Genomic DNA, 19,892 nt, shown 5'->3' with positions numbered 1-19,892 from the left:
AGTTGAGGTAGTTTGCAATGCTTAAGGTAGGTTTTGTTGGCTGGCGCGGTATGGTCGGCTCCGTATTAATGGAGCGGATGCAGGCTGAAAATGATTTTAATGGTTTCGAGCCTGTATTCTTCACCACATCTCAGGCTGGCTCGTTAGGCCCAAATGTTGGCACGGGTGCTAAGCCTTTAGAAGATGCGATGAATATCGACAAATTGGCTGAGATGGACATTATTGTTACCTGCCAAGGCGGCGATTATACCACGGCTGTTTATGAGCCCTTGCGCGCACGCTGGAATGGTTACTGGATTGATGCGGCCTCCACCTTACGCATGGCCTCTGACAGCATTATCGTGCTCGACCCGGTCAACCGTTCGGTCATTAACAATGGCTTACAAAAAGGCATCAAAAACTACATTGGTGGCAACTGTACCGTGTCTTTGATGCTGATGGCTTTGGGCGGCTTATTTGAGAATGATTTGGTCGAATGGCTCAGCTCGATGACTTATCAGGCTGCCAGTGGCGCTGGTGCAAAGAACATGCGCGAACTCTTGGTACAGATGGGACAATTGAATAGTAGCGTGTCTGACTTACTGGCGAACCCTTCTTCCGCGATATTGGATATTGACCGTCAAGTGACTCGTAAACTAACTGACGGTAGTTTGAGCACAGAAAACTTCGGTGCGCCGCTAGCAGGTAGCTTAATTCCTTGGATTGACAAAGCGTGGGAAAACGGTCAAACCAAGGAAGAATGGAAAGGTATTGCAGAAACCAACAAAATTCTCGGCTTAACGGAAAGCAAGACGATTCCCGTGGATGGTCAATGTGTGCGTATTGGTGCAATGCGCTGCCACTCCCAAGGCTTCACGATTAAGCTCAAGAAAGATTTACCGCTCACTGAAATCGAATCCATCATTGCCAGCCACAATGAATGGGTAAAAGTGATTCCCAATGATAAAGCCTCTACCTTAGCAGGTTTAACACCGGCAGCGGCATCGGGCACGCTAACCATTCCCGTGGGGCGCTTGCGTAAAATGAATCTAGGGCCACAGTATTTGACAGCCTTTACCGTAGGGGATCAATTATTGTGGGGCGCTGCGGAACCTGTACGCCGTATGCTCAATATTACCTTAGCTTACTTACGCTAAGCTCCATGAGCCTAGCCAGCCTGTGTTAGTGCAGGCTGGCTAGCCGCATCTTGCAGATGATGATAGCCACTATAGCCCACATACAGCCCTACTAAAATAATCAGTACCCCAGAAATATAAGGTGCTTTACGAGCAAATTCGCTAAAGCCGCTCCACTTTTTCGAGGCATGATTCACACTCCAAGCTGCCACCGCGCCCACCGTTACTAAGGTTAAGGCCAGGCCAATACTAAAACACAGAACCAAAGCCGCACCCAAGACAAACTGTTTGAGCTGTAAGCACAGCAATAATACGGTGATCGATGCTGGGCAAGGAATTAAACCACCCGTTAAGCCGAATAAAGCAATTTGCCACGTGGTGACTGTACGGTTGGCAAAGCGTTTTTGAATATCCTGAGCATGAGCGCGCTCATGGGCATCTTGGTAAGCTTGACCGGATAAGTGCGCAAAGTCTTTGTGATCGTAGTCGTGGTCGTGGTCGTGGTCGTGGTCGTGGTCGTGGTCGTGGTCGTCAGTATGATGCCCGTGATGATGAAAACAGGCGCGTTGATCTTGATAAGTACGCCACAACATCCATGCCCCAATCGCGATAATAATCAAAGCTGACGCTAATTGTAGATAAGGCTCTGAGGACTCTGCCCCCCATTGTTGCCCTAAATACATACCACCAAGCGCAATCACCCAAACCACAGCGGTATGTGATAAAGCGGCTGCCAAACCTAATAAAACAGCCTGCCCTATGGTACCGCGCACTGCTACAATAAAAGCCGCCATCATGGTTTTTGAATGGCCTGGCTCTAGCCCATGTAATGCACCTAAGAAAATCGCGCTAGGTACAAATAACCAAGCACTGGTGCCACCCTGTTGCAGTAATGCCGCGAAATCCATCATATGCTTGTCTCATCAATATTGGGTAATCGCTTTGAATTCGCGAATGGCCGCTTGCGTATTCGTAGTTACTTTCGCTTCAAGCAGAATCAAGACAGTAGTCAATTCCTAGGTAATAGGATATACATCAGCAAAAAAGCTGCAATCTTAAGCTGACAGCGCCATAGGCAAATAGGACTTAGGCAGCGCTTATGGGGTGAGCCAACTCATTAGGAATGGTCTCTGATTCATCTTTAACGGACTCTTCCACGTCGGGCTCTGGTAAGGGAATAGTATGCAAGAATGGTTCAATATCAATGGCATTACCAAGCTTGGATTTAGCTTGCTTAATCGCTTGGGTACGCTCACGGAAAAAGCGTTCGCGCCCTATTTTATCGACAAAGCCAGAACGCTCTAAGGTTTTATAAACTACATATTTAGCACGTGCCATAAAGAATTCAATGCCCGTGGATTGAAAACGATCGGCCATTTTAGTCAGCATTTCTTCGCCGGTTGAATCAATATGATCCACCGACTCTAAATCTAAAACCACGACCTTGAGTTTAGGCTTATTCGCCAAGGCATTGAGTAGTTTACCTTCGAGATAACCACTATTAGCAAAATATAACTGCCCATCAAAACGATAAACCGCCACCGTTTCACTGGTCTGTAAATGATGTAGTGCAGCATCACGCAAAGAGCCATCCGGATGACGTACCACCTCCACAAAATTCGGGCGCATCGTGCGATACAAAAACAGCACTAACGATAAAACCACGCCGAGCAAAATGCCTTTATCCAAATGCGGCGCAAAAGCAAGCGTGGCTATGAAGGTTACAACCGCGACCAAACCATCTTGCGGTTCAACTTTCCACGCATGACGAATGGGTGATATTTTAATCAGATTAATCACGGCCATAATAATAACCGCGCCCAAAGTCGCTTGGGGTAAGTGGTATAATAAAGGCGTTAAGAATAATAAAGTGAGTGCCACTAAGAGACCGGTCACCACCGAAGAAAATCCAGTGATAGCCCCTGCCGTAAAATTCACGGCTGAACGCGAAAACGAACCTGATACCGCATAGCCACCAAATAATCCGGAACTAATATTTGCTAAACCTTGCCCAATTAACTCTTGATTAGCGGATAAGCGTTGGCGCGTTTGGGAGGCCATGGCTTTGGCAATAGAAATTGCCTCCACAAAGCCAATTAAACCAATCACTAGAGCAGTCATAAAGAGGGAGCTTAAAACTTTAAACTCCATGTCGACGATAGGTAGATTAAAAGCTGGTAAGCCCGCAGGAATTTGGCCTATCACCTGTCCACCCTGTTGTTCATAGCCTATTGCCCACGCTAATACGGTGGCAATCACAACGGTAATTAGTACGCTGGGTTGGCGTGGTGCGAATTTTTTAAGCCCCAATAATAAAATCAAGGACAGCACACTAAATCCTAGCACTAGCCACTGAGTATTTTTTAGTGCAGCGAGTATCGCCCACATAAATTCATAATGATGATGAAATTTATCCGCTCCAAGTCCTTTTAAACCAAATAATTTGGGGACTTGAGAGCTGGCAATAATTAAAGCACCCGCATTGGTAAAACCTGAGACAACGGGATGCGAGAGGAAATCAACGAGCACACCCAGTTTAAGGACGCCTAAGGTTAATTGGATGATTCCAATCATTAAGGCCAATAAGGCAGCATATAGCACTAAGGCTTCAGGGCCATGACTGGCATACGGCAATAGCGCAGCCGCTGACATTAAGGATACCACCGCTACTGGGCCGGTTCCCAATTGGCGCGAAGAACCAAATAAAGCGGCAATAATGACCGGCAAGAAAGAAGCATATAAGCCCACATAAGCAGGCAGGCCAGCTAATTGCGCATAGGCCATGGACTGCGGCACGAGAATGAGAGCAACCGTAATCCCAGCCAATACATCCGCTTTTAAAATAGCAGGATTTTTAAGTTCTTTAAGCCAATCGGTAAAAGGGAAAAATCGCTCTTTCCATCCTTGAGTACTAGACACGCCATAACCTCGCAGTCAAGATTTTTAGGCTACTGACGTGGAAAACTGCCAGCGCTTACTGGCAGTATCATAAAGGAGATTCAGATTTTACGAATTATCAATAAATGGATAGGCGCAGAAACAGTAGGCTTATTCCACCGTCACCGACTTCGCTAAATTCCGTGGCTTATCTACATCCGTACCTTTTAGGACTGCTACGTGATAGGCTAATAATTGCAAAGGAATGGTGTATACAATCGGCGCAAGCATTTCTGGAACTGCTGGCAATTCAATGACATGCGTTTGTTCATCCGGTTTCATCTGCGCATTTTGGCTGGCAAAGACATATAACTGACCGCCACGCGCATGAACCACTTCTAAATTAGATTTTAATTTTTCCAGTAATAAGCCGGTTGGTGCAATCGCCACCACAGGCATTTCGCTATCCACCAAGGCTAAAGGCCCATGCTTCAACTCACCGGCTGGATACGCTTCAGCATGAATATAGGAAATTTCCTTAAGTTTCAGAGCGCCCTCTAAAGCAATCGGGTATTGTGCACCTCGACCTAAGAATAATGAATGATGCTTGTCGATAAACTGCTCAGCCAATTTTTCAATAACAGGATTTAACTCTAATACTTGCTCGACCAAAATCGGGAGTAATTGCAAATCCTGCGCTAATTTGCGGCTTGCGTCCGTTTCGCCGGTTTTAGCTTGAATCAAGGTGCCTAACAATAATTGCAAAGCTAGCAGTTGTGTGGTGAAAGCTTTGGTAGAAGCAACCCCAATTTCCGGTCCTGCAACCGTCATTAAGTTCATATCTGATTCGCGAACCAGCGAACTTTCTGCGACATTACAGATACTTAAAGACGCCAAGCAACCTTTGGCTTCTTTGATCTTTTCCAAAGCCGCTAAGGTATCCGCCGTTTCACCCGACTGTGAGATCGTCACGAACAGCATATTTTTACGCAGCGGCTGACGACGATAACGGTATTCGCTGGCTACCTCCACGGTGCAAGGAATATCGGTCATGGATTCAATCCAATAGCGCCCAACCATACCCGCGTGATAGCTAGTACCGCAGGCAATAATTTGAATTTCTTCAACTTTTGCCAATGTTTCCATCACATTTTGCCCCACAATGCTTGGCAAAAAATGACCACTGGCTAAACGATTCTCTAAGGTTGACGCGATCGCTGTTGGTTGCTCAAAAATCTCTTTCAGCATGAAATGGCGATATTCGCCTAATTCAGAAGCGCTGTCTTTGGCACGCGACTCACGAATCGGTCTTTCAACCAACTCCCCTTCCTCATTGTAAATTTCGATCTTATGCAAACCCACATAAGCGACGTCGCCATTTTCCAAATAAATGAAACGATTCGTGACGGGCAGCATGGCTTGAATATCAGAGCCGACGAAATTTTCACCAATCCCCAAGCCAATAATTAAAGGACTGCCTTGGCGGGCTACTACTAGCGTATTAGGCTCTTCAGGGGACAAAATCGCTAGCGCATAAGCCCCTTTAAACTCTTGGCGAGCTTTCAAAGTCGCTTTCAACAAGCTACCTTCGCGTTTTAAATGCAGGGCGACTAAATGTGCAATCACCTCGGTATCGGTTTCAGAATCAAAACCATAACCATAACTCCCTAATTTTTCACGTAAGGCAAGGTAGTTTTCAATAATGCCGTTATGCACAACACCTAACCACGTGCCGCTGACATGCGGATGGGCATTCATTTCCGCAGGCTTACCATGCGTCGCCCAACGTGTGTGGGCAATACCGGTTTTACCATCAATAGGCGTTTCCAATAACTTGGTGGCTAACATCGCCACCTTGCCTACCGCACGTGAACGTTGTAAGCGATTCGTACTATCTAATACCGCAAGGCCTGCCGAGTCATAGCCGCGATATTCCAAGCGACGCAAACCTTCAATGAGAATATCTGCCACCGGACGTTGCGCTACCGCGCCAATAATGCCGCACATTATTTTTTCTCCTTGACTGGACGCTGCCAGCCTTCAATCGTTATTTGACGTGCGCGAGACACAGTGAGTTTACCCGCAGGGGCTGTTTTAGTAATGGTTGAACCAGCACCAATCGTGGCATCATTTTCTATCGTAACCGGAGCAACTAATTGTGAATTAGAACCAACAAATACACGATCACCAATAATAGTTTTAAATTTATTCACACCATCATAATTACAGGTAATCGTTCCGGCTCCGATATTCACATCCTCGCCCATATCGGTATCACCAATATAACTTAAATGACTGACTTTACTATTTTTACCAATTTGAGCTTTTTTAGTTTCTACAAAATTACCGACTTTTGCGCCAGCACCTAATACGGTACCAGGGCGAATACGGGCAAAAGGACCAACCTCACAATTTTCGCCTAATACAGCATCTTCAATCAAAGTATGTGATTTGACATGAACATTATCGGCAATTTTTACATTTTTTAAGACACACCCCGAATCAATCGTGACATTCGCGCCTAATTCCACATGGCCTAATAACACCACATTCACATCAATAAAGCAGTCTTGACCCGCTGTGACTTGGCCGCGAATATCCAAGCGCGTGGGATCTGCAACGGTCACGCCTGACAACATTAAAACCTCAGATTGGCGGCGTTGCGCTTCGCGTTCTAAGCGTGCTAATTGGGCACGATTATTAGCCCCCTCGACTTCCAGCGGATCGGCACATAATACCGTTGTTATTTGACCGCCTTCAGCGACCGCTAAACTCACACAATCCGTTAAATAGTATTCACCTTGTGAATTTTTCGGACTTAATTGATCTAGCCAGCGAGCGAAATCCTTAGCACGGGCTGCCATAAAACCCGTATTCACTTCCTGAATCAGGCGTTGCTCGTCCGTCGCATCTTTTTCTTCGACAATAGCTTGCACTTGGCGCTGGTTATTACGCACCATTCGTCCATAACCCGTCGGATTATCGAGACGAGTAGTAAGAATCGATAAAGCCGATTGCTTCAGGCTATTCGCTAATAATTGTAACGTTTGCGGACGAATTAATGGAACATCACCATAAGCAATTAAAACGACAGTATCGTCTTGAGCATATTTCAAAACACTCGGCATCGCTTGTTTAACAGCGTGGCCTGTACCCAGTTGCTGTTCTTGTAAAGCCCAAGCTAAATTCTCACCTTGGGTGCCACGCATTACCTGCTCGCCCCCATGTCCATACACCACTGTAATTTGCCGTGTACCAATCAATAAATTACAAGCGTCCACTACATGTTGCAGCATAGGTTTGCCAGCCACGGGATGCAGCACTTTCGGTAAAGCGGAACGCATACGTGTGCCTTGTCCTGCTGCTAGCACAATCGGAAATAAAGTCGTTACAGTTGGCATAATAAAACTGGGTGTCCTACCACAATCAATTAATAATTCTTGAGATTAATATGTGTAAAATCACTAACCCAAGTATGGGTTAAACCAAGTAAAGATTGCTTTTCACGAACCAAACAGCAAGTTTTTAAACCTGCTTGTGCCGCAGCATCTAACTCTTCGTGAATATCCGATAAAAACAAAATGCTTTCAGGCTCACTATTAATCAATTTGGCAATCGTCTGATATGAGGCAGATTCACGCTTGTGTCCAACTTTCGTATCAAAATAGCCACTGAATAAAGTGGTTAAATCACCAAAATCGGAATAGTAAAATAATAAGTACTGTGCTTGTACCGAACCAGACGAATAGACATACAGTTTTAAACCTTGCTCGTGCCAATGGCGCAATACACTGGCAGCATCCGGATAGATATGTCCGGTAAAATCACCTTGTTGATAAGCATTTTCCCATAGCAAACCTTGCAAGGCTTTTAATGAAGTGACTTTTTTATCCGTGGCAATCCAAGTACGTAATTGCTTAATCACTGACGCTAAATCATCAGCATCACACTCTGCATCTGGCTCTTGGCAAGCTTGCTCAATCAGGCTAGCGACTTCAGGCCGGTTCGCATACTGTGTTACGAACTCAGCTATATGCTGATCAGCATAAGGAAACAGCACATCTTTAACGAAAGACAGGCTAGTCGTTGTACCTTCAATATCAGTTAAAATAGCTTTAATCATTAGTTTTCTAAACGTGGAAAACGATTAGCAATATCATTATTCGTAAAATTCGCTACCCAACCTTCAGGATTGGTGAATAAACGAATCGCTTTAAAATTCGGATTAGGGCCCATATCAAACCAATGCGTGGTTCCCGCTGGGACAGAAATCAAATCACCTTTTTCACATAAGACCGTGTAAACCTTATCGCCTAGATGCAAATAGAATAAACCTTGGCCATCCACGAAAAAACGCACTTCATATTCAGAATGAGTATGCTCATTTAAAAACTTCTGGCGTAACATCGCTTTATCGGGATGATCAGCACTTAAACTAATGACATCCACTGACTGAAAACCATTTTCTTGCATTAAGCGCTCAATATCAGCTTTATAAGCTGAAATGACCTCATCCTGCTGTGCCTGAGTACTTAAAGGCTGACTGGCTTGCCAACGCTCAAAGCGCACGCCCTTTTCAGCCAGTATTGTTGCAATCAGATCATGATTTACATAATTAGCCTCAGGCTGCTCACTATTCGTCTCAGAATAAATTTTTAATTCACTCATGGATTAAATCCTTGCTGTTGCGGCTTGATATAAAGCAGTGTGGTATTCACACGCTAATAAAAACTCCAATGCTTCAATATGGCGACGCGCCTCAATTATGCTTTCTCCCCAAGTATAGAGACCATGCCCTCGAATTAAATAGCCTAAGGTTTGTGGGTTTTCCTCTAAATAGGTATTCACTTGTCGTGCTAACGCTTGAATATCTTGGCTATTGGCAAAAACGGGCAGGACAAGACAAGTTTCATGGCTAGCAATAGTGGGAAAAGCCTTTTGAACTTCATAACCCTCGAAAACAATTTGATCACATTGCCTAGACAGTACGGTTGCCATGACGGAATGGGTATGGAGTACACAACCTAAGGATGGATCACGACGATACATCAGCGTGTGCAGACCCGTTTCAGCGGAAGGGCGTTTGCCCTGCTCCAAGGAAATACCCTCAAGATCAATACATAAAAAGCCAGCTTCATCTAAATAGCCTTTATGTTGCCCTGAGCTCGTAATGAGAATTTCAGTGGGTGACAAACGGGCAGAAAAATTACTGCTAGTTGCAGGAACCCAGCCTTGGCTATGAAAAAACTGACCTGCGGCAATCAATTGCTCGCGTAATAAGGCAAGGGAGTTAGACTTCATTTTTAGTATTCAATACAGACACTAGATAAAGTACTAGCATAACGGATCAACCTTAGACCGACCAGAGCTGAATCAGCGATTGCACTATAAAACCGAAAAATTCTACCGCTAGTCAATCTTCACAGCAGCTTCTGGGATCAATCCTAAACTTAAATAGCGTAGTTATAACGACGCCATGTTGAAATTATAAATATTCATCGACTTAGCATAAGGAACATCGCTATGAAAAAATCTCTGAGCATCACTAGCTTGAGCGCCACTGCACTATTAAGTCTAAGCTTACTCACCGCAACCGAAAGCGTTGAAGCAGCCATGTATCGCCCAGTTTCCAACCCAGCTTGCCCGCAACTCGCTCAACAATTGCGAGCTAAAATCAATCGCTTAAAACAAGTAGCGGCCCAACGCCGTGCTGAAGGCAATTTCTATGGTGAACGTAAATTATTAGCGACTGCGAATGTCGTGGCAGCGCACTGGGGTAATCTACCCTGTGTTGGTAAACGAAACTGTGGTGCTTAAGATCTGATTCTGGAAAGCCTGCCGCTGCGGCAGCTTTCCATATACGGATAAAACTTGCCCAAACTTTGCTAATAGGCTTATAGTGCCGCCACTTGTTCTCAGCGCTATCGCACCATGAATCATCCTGTATTAATTTCCATAGGCTTGTTGATTTGCAGCAATGTGTTTATGACTTTTGCTTGGTATGCGCACTTACGCGATTTAAGTCACAAGCCTTGGCTCTACGCCGCGCTATTTAGCTGGGGTATTGCCTTGTTTGAATACTTATTACAAGTCCCCGCGAATCGTATTGGCTATACCGCATTAAATGTAGGACAGCTTAAAGTTATTCAAGAAGTAATCACTTTATCGATTTTTGTGCCGTTTTCGTATTTTTATATGCGTGAGCCGCTAAAGCTCGATTATCTCTGGGCAGGCTTATGTTTAGTGGGAGCCGTGTATTTCATGTTTCGCTCGCGTTGAGCACGTTGCTTTACATGCTCAATCTTTATAAGATATATTTATTATGCTAAGCTTTTTAATTGATGCAAAGGAAACTGACTTTCTTTATGGCGTAAAATAACGGGCTGACTATTTGCTGAATCAACCAAGTGCTGCATAATCCACGCGACCACGCGCAAGCCACCCAATAAACCCGCCAAACCTGCTAAAATAGCGGAAGCCTCTCGGGGTAAACTTAATTGCAGTGCTAAAGCTTCGCCTAACATAGCGAAGACAAGTAAACTGACTAAAGGCAGTAAATAGGCTAGCATGGAATAAAATACTAAGGCTTGACTATGCAGTCCAATCACTACCATATCACCCGGCTTGGCATGTAAAGGATTAATAGCATAAAGCTTATCAGACTTAGGTTTCATAAAATCAAATAGCTTACTTTTACCACAAGCTATAGTCTTAGTCGTCGCGCAACTAGCACAGTTAGCTATAGACTCAGGCATTACCCATGCGTAATTGCCTTTAATACTTACGACACGTGCGATTTGTTCAATCATCATCCCGTCCCCGTCCTTGTTAGGATTATTCAATATAGTCGGATCGTGGGATGAATTATTAATCAACATACCTTAAGCCCTTCTGAATTGCTTGCAAAGTAGCCAATGGCACCTCCCCAACAAAGGTGAGTGAGTGTCCGGCCATATCATGACTTAAAATATGGGTCGCACCGCTAGCCATCGTAATATTATCTTCGACTTTAGGCGCTCCATTTGGAGAAATGAAAATGGAAACCGAGGTCATACCATCGGATAGGATAATTTGAGGCGCTGCTTTTTCTTCGGTCTCAGATATCACTTTGACCACTTTGAAGCCAGCGGGCAGCGCACTAACATCCCAATGACCAAAGACTAACTTAGTATTGCCAAGTTTAGCATTATCGGGGGTATTGACTTTGGCCGGCTCACGCGCCGCCATACGTGCTATGGGCGCGGGCGCTGTATTGAAAGCTGCTGCTTCAACCATAGTGGCCGTATCCGCTATCGGACTCGCTGCGGTATCAACATCGACCGAGAGTTGAGTAAATACTAACTGTTCTAATACGCGCTGATCCCGATCCATCATGGAATACTTAAGCAACATACCGGTGTCAGGATTAATACAATAACGATGCAAATAACGCAATTTGTCTTTAGGGCGCGCTACGACAACCTTGCAAGTCTGCCCCGCTACACGCATATCCGAGCCAAAATCAAAGGAATAATTTTCTTCTTTGGCTGCATAGAGAGGATCAAAACGCGAGAGTGAAAAACTTTCTGTTTTATCCACCTGCGTGCTTTCACTGGCATCTAAACGCACCACACTGTCTTGCTCTTCACCGGCTTGGTGCGTAATGCGATAAGTGGCTAAATCAGTACCTTGTGAATAGGCGAGTTGCCCCGAATAATTCAAACTACGCAGCGAAGTTTGCATACGTGCTAATAACTGTAGGGCATCATTAGCAAAGGCAGGCGTCATTATCACTGCACCAGCCAATACAATACCCCATTTCATAAGATGTGGTTTAATAATCATCAGAGTTCGACACAGCTCGCACAGAAGGGACAATGGCAGTGGTTGAAGCGTATTTCACATGCTGCGCCATATACATTTTAATCATCTCACGCGTTTGTGGATCAAGACGATTATTAGCTATTTGCTGATCTTTGTTAGACTCACGAACCGTCGAAGCGGCCAAGGCTGGTTGTGGTTCCCCTTTTATTACGGCGGGTTTTACAGTCGGCGTAGCGGGAACTTGGGCTAAAGTGGCTTGCTGTTGAGCATTATTTTGTTGTTGGATCACCCAAATGCCACCGACAAGCGCCAATACTGCGCTGGCGGCCATCGCGTAGCGCCAAATAGGCGCACGTTTTACGGCTGCCCTTGCGGCGGCTGACTCTTTGGCAGCCGGTAATTTAATCGGCTCGACCTTTAGTGCTGGCTCATCATAAAGCTCCGCATGGATACCATCTAGCAAGCTTCTTTTAGCGACAATGGTCTTTTTACTACGCATCGCCTCGCCAATTAAGGCATAGCGGCTAAAAGCTTGCCCCAGCTCATGGTCTTGTTTTAATTCATCCAATAAGCGGCGCTGCTCAAAACTACCGACCTCATCATCTAATAAGGCAGATAAAAACTCGTGTTTACTTGTATTCATTTACTTTCACCTCAAAAAAAGGCGAACCCCTACTTTATTAATTAAGCAGAGGTTGTAGCACCTTATCAATGGCCTCACGCGCACGGAAAATCCGTGAACGTACTGTGCCGATAGGACAGTCCATTGCCTCTGCAATTTCTTCATAACTCATGCCTTCCAGTTCACGTAGCACAATCGCGGTACGCAAATCTTCCGGTAGACTATCGATGGCATGGGTGACCACGGTCTGAATTTCATCGCGTAATATTTCATGTTCCGGCGTAGCATATTCCTTTAGAGCAGACTCACCCTCATATTGTTCCGCATCTTCTGCATCAATATCAAAATCAGGTGCACGCCGCCCTTGAGAAACCAGATGATTTTTCGCGGTATTAATCGCAATGCGATACAACCACGTATAAAAAGCTGATTCACCACGAAAGCTCTGCAAGCCGCGATAGGCCTTGATAAACGCTTCTTGGGCGACATCTTGTGCGGTATCGTGATCATGCACATAACGTATAATTAAATTAATAACCTTATGCTGATATTTTAATACCAGCACATCAAAAGATTTTTTGTCGCCTGACTGGACACGCTGTACCAGTTCAAGATCAGTTAAACTTGCGCCCATACGGGCTTGGCTCCTTATCAATGTGGAAAATAATGCCACAAAAAAGCTATATGCTACCGTGACTGCGACAAGAAGCATAGAATAAGAATAAATCGCCTGACGCATTTTGGTTTAACCACAAAGGATGAACGTAGCGCATGTACGATGTATTGATTATTGGTAGTGGCGCGGCTGGCCTCAGTTTGGCCTTAAGTTTGCCATCCACCTTGCGTATTGCTGTGTTAAGTAAAAATACCATCTACGAAGGTAGCACTTTATACGCCCAAGGTGGCATTGCAGCGGTCTTAGATCAAGATGACAGCTTACAGGCGCACATTAATGACACACTCGTTGCTGGAGCTGGTCTATGTAATGAAGCTACTGTAGGGTTTGTCGTGAATAATGGTCCCCAAGCCATTGCGTGGTTACAAGAACAAGGCGTACCTTTTACGCGTGTAGAAGGCAGTGACGATGAATTGAGTGAGGCAGGCTTACATTTAACGCGCGAGGGCGGACACAGCCATCGGCGTATTGCTCACAGTAATGATGCGACAGGACGTGCGATTGAAAATAGTTTGGTCGAGCAAATCCGCCAACGCAGCCATATTGAAATATTAGAAAATCATATAGCTATTGATTTTATTACGACTCGTAAGCTAGGTTTAGCAGGCAATCGCTGTGTGGGAGCTTATGTACATAAGCGTAGTACCCAAACCACCGAACCGATCCGTGCACGCTTTACCGTACTAGCCTCTGGCGGCGCCAGTAAAGTTTATCTTTATACCAGTAACCCCGATGGCTCCAGTGGGGATGGTATTGCTATGGCGTGGCGTGCGGGCTGTCGGGTTGCCAATATGGAATTTATGCAATTCCATCCAACTTGCCTATATCACCCCCATGCGAAAGCCAATCTCATTACTGAAGCGGTACGAGGTGAAGGGGGGTTATTAAAGTTGCCGGATGGCACACGCTTTATGCCCAATTTTGATCCGCGCGCAGAACTAGCACCTCGTGATATTGTGGCACGTGCTATTGACCACGAAATGAAACGCTTAGGAGTGGACTGCGTTTATTTGGACATTAGCTACAAACCGAAAGACTTTATTCTCAGTCACTTTCCGAATGTCTATGCCACCTGTTTATCCTTTGGCTACGACATGACCAAAGAACCTTTGCCAGTGGTTCCTGCGGCGCATTATACCTGTGGTGGTGTAATGACTGACTTGAAGGGTCGCACCGACTTGGATGGTTTATATTGTATTGGTGAAGCCAGTTATACCGGCTTACATGGCGCGAATCGTTTAGCGAGTAACTCTTTATTGGAATGTATTGTATTTGCGCGTTCCACCAGTTTAGATATTCTTGAGCGTTTAGATGAGCCGTTCCCAATGCCAGCATTGCCAGCTTGGGATGAAAGCAGGGTCACCAATTCCGATGAACATGTTGTCATTACCCACAATTGGGATGAAATTCGCCGTTTCATGTGGGATTACGTTGGTATTGTACGCACTACTAAACGTCTACAACGGGCACGCCATCGTTTAGAATTATTGCTGCGTGAAATTGATGAATACTATGCCAACTTTAAAATTACCAGCGATCTGATTGAATTACGCAACTTGGCGGTCGTCGCTTGGCTCATTATTCACTCTGCCTTGCGTCGTCATGAAAGTCGTGGACTACATTATACCTTGGACTATCCCAACTCCGATCCAAGACTTCAACAGAAACCCACTATTTTAGACCCCCTTAGCATGTCGTATCCGCATTAATGATGACCCTTGATTTTGATTTAGACCGCCGCTTTGGTGGGATTGCCCGTATTTATGGGAACGAAGCATTACAACGTTTTTATCAAGCGCATGTTTGCGTGATTGGTGTTGGTGGGGTTGGCTCTTGGGCGGTAGAAGCCTTAGCACGTAGTGGCATTGGCCAATTAACCTTGATTGATTTGGACAATGTGTCGGAATCGAATATCAATCGCCAACTACCCGCGCTAACCAGCACCATTGGCGCAGCTAAAGTCGAGGTATTGCGCCAACGAATTGTCGATATTCACCCGACTTGCCAAGTACACTTGATTGAAGATTTTGTGGATCAGGCTAATTTGAGTGTAATGCTCAGCCCTAGTTTCGATTATGTGATTGATTGCATCGATAATGCTCGGGTCAAATCCGCCATAATTGCGCATTGTAAACGCCAGAAAATTAAAATAATTACCTTAGGTGGCGCGGGTGGACAACGTGATCCCAGTAAAATCCGTTTAAGCGATCTGGCGCGCAGCCAACAAGACCCACTTTTAGCGCGAGTACGCAAACAATTACGCCAAGATTACCACTTTAGTCAAAATCCCAAACGACGCTTTGAGATACCGTGTGTTTGGTCAGAAGAAGCCATGCGTTTTACTACACTTGACGGAAAAATCAGCACGGCACGCCCCGTCGATACTACAAATACCGGCTTAAGCTGCGCGGGAGGCTTAGGCTCAGTCATGACGGTGACTGCCAGTTTTGCCCTCATGGCGGTGAGTTATGTACTCGATAAACTCGCCCACATATCTTAATGTTGCTCGTTTCAGAGGTTTTATATGAGTGTCGCCCCTAACCCAGCTTTAGCTAAACTACTGCATGAGCATCAGACCTGTATCGCCTTGGCAGACCAATTATTGATTATCGCGGCGGATGGTTCGGAGGATGCAGTCGATCAGGCGGCTGCTTATATTCACAATTATAATGACGCCGAATTAGAGCCTCATTTGCAGCATGAAGAGCAGACGATTTTCGCCCCTTTACTTCAAGAACATCGCGAACATTTAGCGCTTATCGTTCAATTAGGCCAAGAACACGGTCGCCTAAGAACACTCGCTGAACAGGTTATGCAAAATAATAAGCGGCGCAATGTTATAGAATTTGCCGAGCTCTTAAAAAAACACTCCATTTTAGAAGATGAGCACGTTTTTCCATTAGTAGACAAATTATTAACGCAACAACAATTAGCGGCTATCAAAAACTTCAACCCCTTAGCTAAGCGCCCTTACCTACCCGAAAATAATCCACTACTAAAAACCTCTACAGCAACCCATCAAGCTTGGCTCAATGCCGTCACCCAGCATTTTGCACAACACGGATTAACGGGGGGTCACGTGGTGCTATTTCCACGTTATCAACCTGAACTCATGCAAGTTTTGGCAAAACATTTGGGTCTAAGCTTTGTTGACTATCAAAAATTAGTCATGGAACCCTTACGCGAACAAGCAGAATTTATCGAGCTTTCTGCGTTATCAGAAACATTACAACACCTTAGCTCACAACAAGGTTTCGTTTGTCATAATGTGGAAGCCCTATTGTGTGTCAAACCTGAAACAGAACGTCGTGCTTGGCTAGAGAGTTTCCTAAATACTGCTTGGCCTCAGCCCATTGTTGTGCCCTTAACGATTTACCAAGCCGAAATTCCTGAAAACCATCCTCACATTTGCGACTTGGAGTTAATTAAAATTCCGCGCCATCTGCCCCAAGCTTAGAAATTTAATTTTTTCAAAATAGTATTGACTTAAAATTATAAGTTATTTTCTATACTTTATATTGGCTATTGAGCCTTTTATGAATTCTGATAAATGGTTTATGTGGCCAGATAGGTGACCACTCTAAAAAGGTTTAGTAGTGCTATTCTGATTAAGCAAAACTGGAATATCTTTCAAGCTTCTTTTTTAATCATTCTTAATATCTTGGTTACTAACGCCTATAATGGTAGTTAGCCCTTTGCATTACAAAAGATAGTCCGGATTTTTTAATCAGCTTGTTGTGCGAAATAATCACACCCCCAAGAAATTTATTTGGCAAACAAGGCATTGCAGTTCTGGCTGCGTTTAATAAAAGGTATTTATCCTTATGCAACAGCGAAAACTCTCTTCACGTACTAAATTAGCTAGCTTGGTATTAGCATTAAGTGGCTCTCTGTTAGCTTCCTCTACTTGGGCCTTATCACCGCCTAACTTGACAACAAATATTCCTTGGGCAAATGCTGATAATGCGCCTACAACCATAGCAGCGATTGAAGCAGCCTTTAATGCTGCACGCCGCGCAGAAGAAACACAACTCAGTTTGCCTGCTAATAAATTAGGTAATTTAAAGCTGCCTAGCACTTGGTTTAGCTTAACAGATAATCAGAAGGCTCTTTACCTAATCAATGCCGAGCGCACTGCGCGTTCTGGGATGCAAACTGGTGTCCAAGGCTTACCATTGGCCGGTGTCGAAGAAAAGATTTCTGCTATTTCAGCCGCTTATGCGCAGCTTCTGGTCGATAATAGCGCTTTTAGCCATTTCCTGCCTTCAGAAAACGAGACTATCGACAATCCGCCTAAGCGGATCAATCAAGGGGTGTATGACACCAGTGGAGCACTTAAAGCCATAGGTGTTGGGGCAGGCTGTACAGAGCCCTTAGCACGCTCAGAAAATCTTGCTTATTTCTTTAAGCAATCCACTAGCCCTTTGACCGCAGCGAGTATTCCTCTTCCCTTAGAAAGAGCTATTTATGGTTGGATCTATGATGATGCAGGGTCGGCATGGGGACATCGTGAAGCCGTTTTATTACAAGATGGCTCACTAGCAAATCCTAATAATCCTACAACCGGTTTTAAAAACAATAATAGCACTGCGGCTCATGAAGGATTTCTAGGCTTTAAGGTGTTGGGTAGTAGCACATATTTGCCACCCGATGTCGAAATTACTGACTTCACCAATATTTATGGTGTCGTGGTAGTGATGAACATCTATGACCCTGTGAGTGATACAGCCGCGTCGGCTCAAGCTTGTAATTACAATATAACGACTAAAACAGAAGACCTACCTAGTACACCTGCTACCAATGTCGCGCCAGAGCCAAAAGCTGACTCAACCACTACCAAATCTAATACAGCTATTACTATTCCAAACGCTCTCCTGTTAGCTAATGATGTGGACTTAAACAACGATCCCCTAACCATCATTGCTGTGGATAATCCAAGTACACAAGGTGGAACAGTAACATTTAATGCTACAGGGATAGTTTATACGCCAAAAACCAACTGGAGTGGAACGGATACCTTTAAATACACCGTAAAAGATCCCGCAGGCGAAACAGGCGCCGCAACTGTCACGGTGATAGTGACCAATCAACTCCCTGATGCGGTAAATGACACCGCTGATGCGGTGGCTGGGGTTGCTAAAACAATTAGTGTTCTCAGTAATGATACTGATCCTGAACAAGCTAACTTGACCATTCGCGCTGTCACGCAACCTAGTAAAGGTACTGCGGTTATTAGCGCTAGTACGATTATTTATACACCCGCCGCGAGTGCAACCGGTACTGACACCTTCAGCTATACGATTGCTGACGACAAAGGTGCTACAGATACCGCAACCGTAACCGTAGACATTAGTGCGGCAAATAAAGCCCCTACGGCCAATAAAGACACAGCCACCACCACCGTCGCCAAAGCCGTAACGATTAACGTTATTGCGAATGATACCGATCCAGAACAAAACCCCCTGACTGTCACCAATGTGAGCACCCCTAGCAAAGGCACAGCCGTGATTAGCAACAATCAGGTTGTTTATACCCCTAGAACCGGACAGATAGGTGACGATACCTTTACCTATACAATTAGCGACGGTAAAGGGAATACGGCTATCGGCAGCGTAACCGTCACCATTAATCAAGCACCTATCACTATAGATGATACCGCGACTACAACCGTCAACACACCGGTTACGATTGATGTCTTAGCCAATGATACTGATCCGAATAGCACGGATGTCTTACGTATTATCGGTGGGACTTTACCTGCTAATGGGACAGTACGGATTGTTAACAACAAACTGGTGTACACGCCACGCACCGGTTTTGTGGGAACCGATAGCTTCACTTATACCGTGACTGATGACAAAGGCAATCGCAAAACTGCTAAAGTGACTATTACGGTTGGTACTGCGCCTAATGCAAATAAAGCACCTACTGCTGTGCGTGATACCGCTACGACTACCGCAGGAAATCAGGTAACCATTAATGTCTTAGCAAATGATACTGATCCTGAAAATAATACCTTAACCTTGTTAGGGGGTACTTATCCGAGAAATGGAACGGTTTATAAATCTGGCAATAGTGCTGTTTATATACCGCGTACAGGGTTCGTAGGGACTGACACCTTTACTTATTACATCACGGATGGAAAAGGTAATTACGATACAGGCATCGTCACGGTCACTGTAAATAGTGGCAGCACCAACGTTGCACCTGTTGCGGTCGCAGATACTGCCACCACCACCAGTGGCCCCACTCTGGTGAAGCCGGTAACGATTGAAGTGTTGAAAAATGACACCGATGCTAATGGTGATACGTTAAGCTTAGTAGGTGGCACCAATCCCGTTAATGGCACCGTCACCAAATCTGGCAACAATGCGATCTATACACCGCGTTTAGGTTTTATAGGAACAGATACCTTTACCTATACGGTCAGTGATGGCAAAGGCAAAACCGCACGTGGCACGGTAACCGTTACAGTTAAGGCCAATACAGCACCGAAAGCCGTTGCGGATAACGCTAGCGTGACTAGAAACACTGCCACAACCTCACCTAAAAATAAGGTGACCATTAATGTGCTAAACAATGACAGCGATCCCGATGGCGACACCCTGAGCTTACTGGGTGGTACCAATCCGACCAAGGGTACGGTGACTCAATCAGGTAATGCTGCTGTTTACACACCAAACAATGGTGCAACAGGCACTGATACTTTCACTTACCGCGTTAGTGACGGCTATGGCAAAACCGCTACTGCCACTGTGACAGTAACGATTAATTAATCAATTGCTCTCAAATTCTTACC

The 19,892-nt window shown here is 45.0% G+C and carries 18 protein-coding genes; 7 read left to right on the top strand and 11 right to left on the bottom strand.

From position 1 onward, the window contains the following. The first annotated feature begins 17 nt into the window (after nucleotides 1–17). Nucleotides 18–1,136, top strand: coding sequence for an aspartate-semialdehyde dehydrogenase (gene asd, locus A3IE_RS0102045; RefSeq protein WP_020393914.1), 1,119 nt, complete (start codon nucleotides 18–20; stop codon nucleotides 1,134–1,136). An 11-nt stretch (nucleotides 1,137–1,147) separates the two neighbouring features. Here the strand turns inward: asd and A3IE_RS0102040 are convergent, their stop codons facing one another. The 7 genes from A3IE_RS0102040 to A3IE_RS0102010 all read right to left on the bottom strand — a co-directional run bounded on the left by A3IE_RS0102040 (nucleotide 1,148) and on the right by A3IE_RS0102010 (nucleotide 9,293). After that, on the bottom strand, nucleotides 1,148–2,026 hold the full coding sequence (locus A3IE_RS0102040; protein WP_020393913.1) for a nickel/cobalt efflux transporter: 879 nt from the start codon (nucleotides 2,024–2,026) through the stop codon (nucleotides 1,148–1,150). A gap of 175 nt (nucleotides 2,027–2,201) precedes the next feature. Next, on the bottom strand, nucleotides 2,202–4,034 hold the full coding sequence (locus A3IE_RS0102035) for a SulP family inorganic anion transporter (RefSeq protein WP_020393912.1): 1,833 nt from the start codon (nucleotides 4,032–4,034) through the stop codon (nucleotides 2,202–2,204). Nucleotides 4,035–4,163: 129 nt separating this feature from the next. Further along, nucleotides 4,164–5,999, bottom strand: a complete 1,836-nt coding sequence (glmS, locus tag A3IE_RS0102030; RefSeq protein WP_020393911.1) for a glutamine--fructose-6-phosphate transaminase (isomerizing) — start codon at nucleotides 5,997–5,999, stop codon at nucleotides 4,164–4,166. Next, nucleotides 5,999–7,393 (bottom strand): bifunctional UDP-N-acetylglucosamine diphosphorylase/glucosamine-1-phosphate N-acetyltransferase GlmU, encoded by a 1,395-nt coding sequence (gene glmU / locus A3IE_RS0102025; protein ID WP_020393910.1) that lies wholly within the window; start codon nucleotides 7,391–7,393, stop codon nucleotides 5,999–6,001. Before glmU ends, glmS begins: the two co-directional genes overlap by 1 nt. Nucleotides 7,394–7,422: 29 nt before the next feature. After that, on the bottom strand, nucleotides 7,423–8,115 hold the full coding sequence (mtnC, locus tag A3IE_RS0102020; RefSeq protein ID WP_020393909.1) for an acireductone synthase: 693 nt from the start codon (nucleotides 8,113–8,115) through the stop codon (nucleotides 7,423–7,425). Next, a complete protein-coding gene (locus A3IE_RS0102015) occupies nucleotides 8,115–8,660 on the bottom strand; it encodes a 1,2-dihydroxy-3-keto-5-methylthiopentene dioxygenase (RefSeq protein ID WP_020393908.1) in 546 nt (181 codons plus the stop codon). The genes mtnC and A3IE_RS0102015 overlap by 1 nt, the downstream gene beginning before the upstream one ends. A 3-nt stretch (nucleotides 8,661–8,663) precedes the next feature. Beyond that, nucleotides 8,664–9,293: a methylthioribulose 1-phosphate dehydratase gene (locus A3IE_RS0102010; protein WP_020393907.1), complete on the bottom strand. Its 630-nt coding sequence runs from the start codon at nucleotides 9,291–9,293 to the stop codon at nucleotides 8,664–8,666. 222 nt (nucleotides 9,294–9,515) lie between these two features. Between A3IE_RS0102010 and A3IE_RS0102005 the strand changes: the two genes are divergently transcribed. Together A3IE_RS0102005 and A3IE_RS0102000 are read left to right on the top strand one after the other, a co-directional pair. Next, a complete protein-coding gene (locus A3IE_RS0102005; RefSeq protein WP_020393906.1) occupies nucleotides 9,516–9,809 on the top strand; it encodes a hypothetical protein in 294 nt (97 codons plus the stop codon). Nucleotides 9,810–9,923: 114 nt separating this feature from the next. Next, nucleotides 9,924–10,271, top strand: coding sequence for a DMT family protein (locus A3IE_RS0102000; protein ID WP_026154727.1), 348 nt, complete (start codon nucleotides 9,924–9,926; stop codon nucleotides 10,269–10,271). A 41-nt stretch (nucleotides 10,272–10,312) separates the two neighbouring features. On the opposite strand, the gene A3IE_RS0101995 is transcribed toward A3IE_RS0102000, so the two are convergent. From A3IE_RS0101995 to rpoE, 4 genes are read right to left on the bottom strand one after another with little or no spacing between them, the layout of a single operon-like run. Next, nucleotides 10,313–10,870 (bottom strand): SoxR reducing system RseC family protein, encoded by a 558-nt coding sequence (locus A3IE_RS0101995; protein WP_083900562.1) that lies wholly within the window; start codon nucleotides 10,868–10,870, stop codon nucleotides 10,313–10,315. Then, nucleotides 10,860–11,816 (bottom strand): MucB/RseB C-terminal domain-containing protein, encoded by a 957-nt coding sequence (locus A3IE_RS0101990; RefSeq protein ID WP_020393903.1) that lies wholly within the window; start codon nucleotides 11,814–11,816, stop codon nucleotides 10,860–10,862. Before A3IE_RS0101990 ends, A3IE_RS0101995 begins: the two co-directional genes overlap by 11 nt. Continuing rightward, the gene (locus tag A3IE_RS21805) at nucleotides 11,806–12,438 is read right to left on the bottom strand and encodes a sigma-E factor negative regulatory protein (RefSeq protein ID WP_020393902.1); all 633 of its coding nucleotides are present in this window, start codon (nucleotides 12,436–12,438) and stop codon (nucleotides 11,806–11,808) included. The genes A3IE_RS0101990 and A3IE_RS21805 overlap by 11 nt, the downstream gene beginning before the upstream one ends. A gap of 37 nt (nucleotides 12,439–12,475) precedes the next feature. Continuing rightward, nucleotides 12,476–13,051 (bottom strand): RNA polymerase sigma factor RpoE, encoded by a 576-nt coding sequence (gene rpoE, locus A3IE_RS0101980; protein WP_020393901.1) that lies wholly within the window; start codon nucleotides 13,049–13,051, stop codon nucleotides 12,476–12,478. Nucleotides 13,052–13,188: 137 nt separating this feature from the next. On the opposite strand from rpoE, the gene nadB reads away from it, so the two are divergent. From nadB to A3IE_RS21795, 4 genes are all read left to right on the top strand, one after another. Further along, a complete protein-coding gene (gene nadB, locus A3IE_RS0101975) occupies nucleotides 13,189–14,802 on the top strand; it encodes an L-aspartate oxidase (RefSeq protein WP_020393900.1) in 1,614 nt (537 codons plus the stop codon). Continuing rightward, nucleotides 14,802–15,593 carry a tRNA cyclic N6-threonylcarbamoyladenosine(37) synthase TcdA gene (gene tcdA, locus A3IE_RS0101970; RefSeq protein ID WP_020393899.1) on the top strand — a complete coding sequence of 264 codons (792 nt, stop codon included), beginning with the start codon at nucleotides 14,802–14,804 and terminating at the stop codon, nucleotides 15,591–15,593. The genes nadB and tcdA overlap by 1 nt, the downstream gene beginning before the upstream one ends. Before the next feature lie 24 nt (nucleotides 15,594–15,617). Further along, nucleotides 15,618–16,550 carry a hemerythrin domain-containing protein gene (locus A3IE_RS21800; RefSeq protein WP_020393898.1) on the top strand — a complete coding sequence of 311 codons (933 nt, stop codon included), beginning with the start codon at nucleotides 15,618–15,620 and terminating at the stop codon, nucleotides 16,548–16,550. A 367-nt stretch (nucleotides 16,551–16,917) separates the two neighbouring features. Beyond that, nucleotides 16,918–19,869 carry a cadherin-like domain-containing protein gene (locus A3IE_RS21795; RefSeq protein ID WP_020393897.1) on the top strand — a complete coding sequence of 984 codons (2,952 nt, stop codon included), beginning with the start codon at nucleotides 16,918–16,920 and terminating at the stop codon, nucleotides 19,867–19,869. Nucleotides 19,870–19,892 lie beyond the last annotated feature (23 nt).

Source organism: Thiolinea disciformis DSM 14473, assembly GCF_000371925.1.
In the GTDB taxonomy this organism is placed as follows: domain Bacteria; phylum Pseudomonadota; class Gammaproteobacteria; order Thiotrichales; family Thiotrichaceae; genus Thiolinea; species Thiolinea disciformis.
Note: the sequence above shows the minus strand (reverse complement) of the source record. Positions and strands in the feature narration are given on the sequence as shown.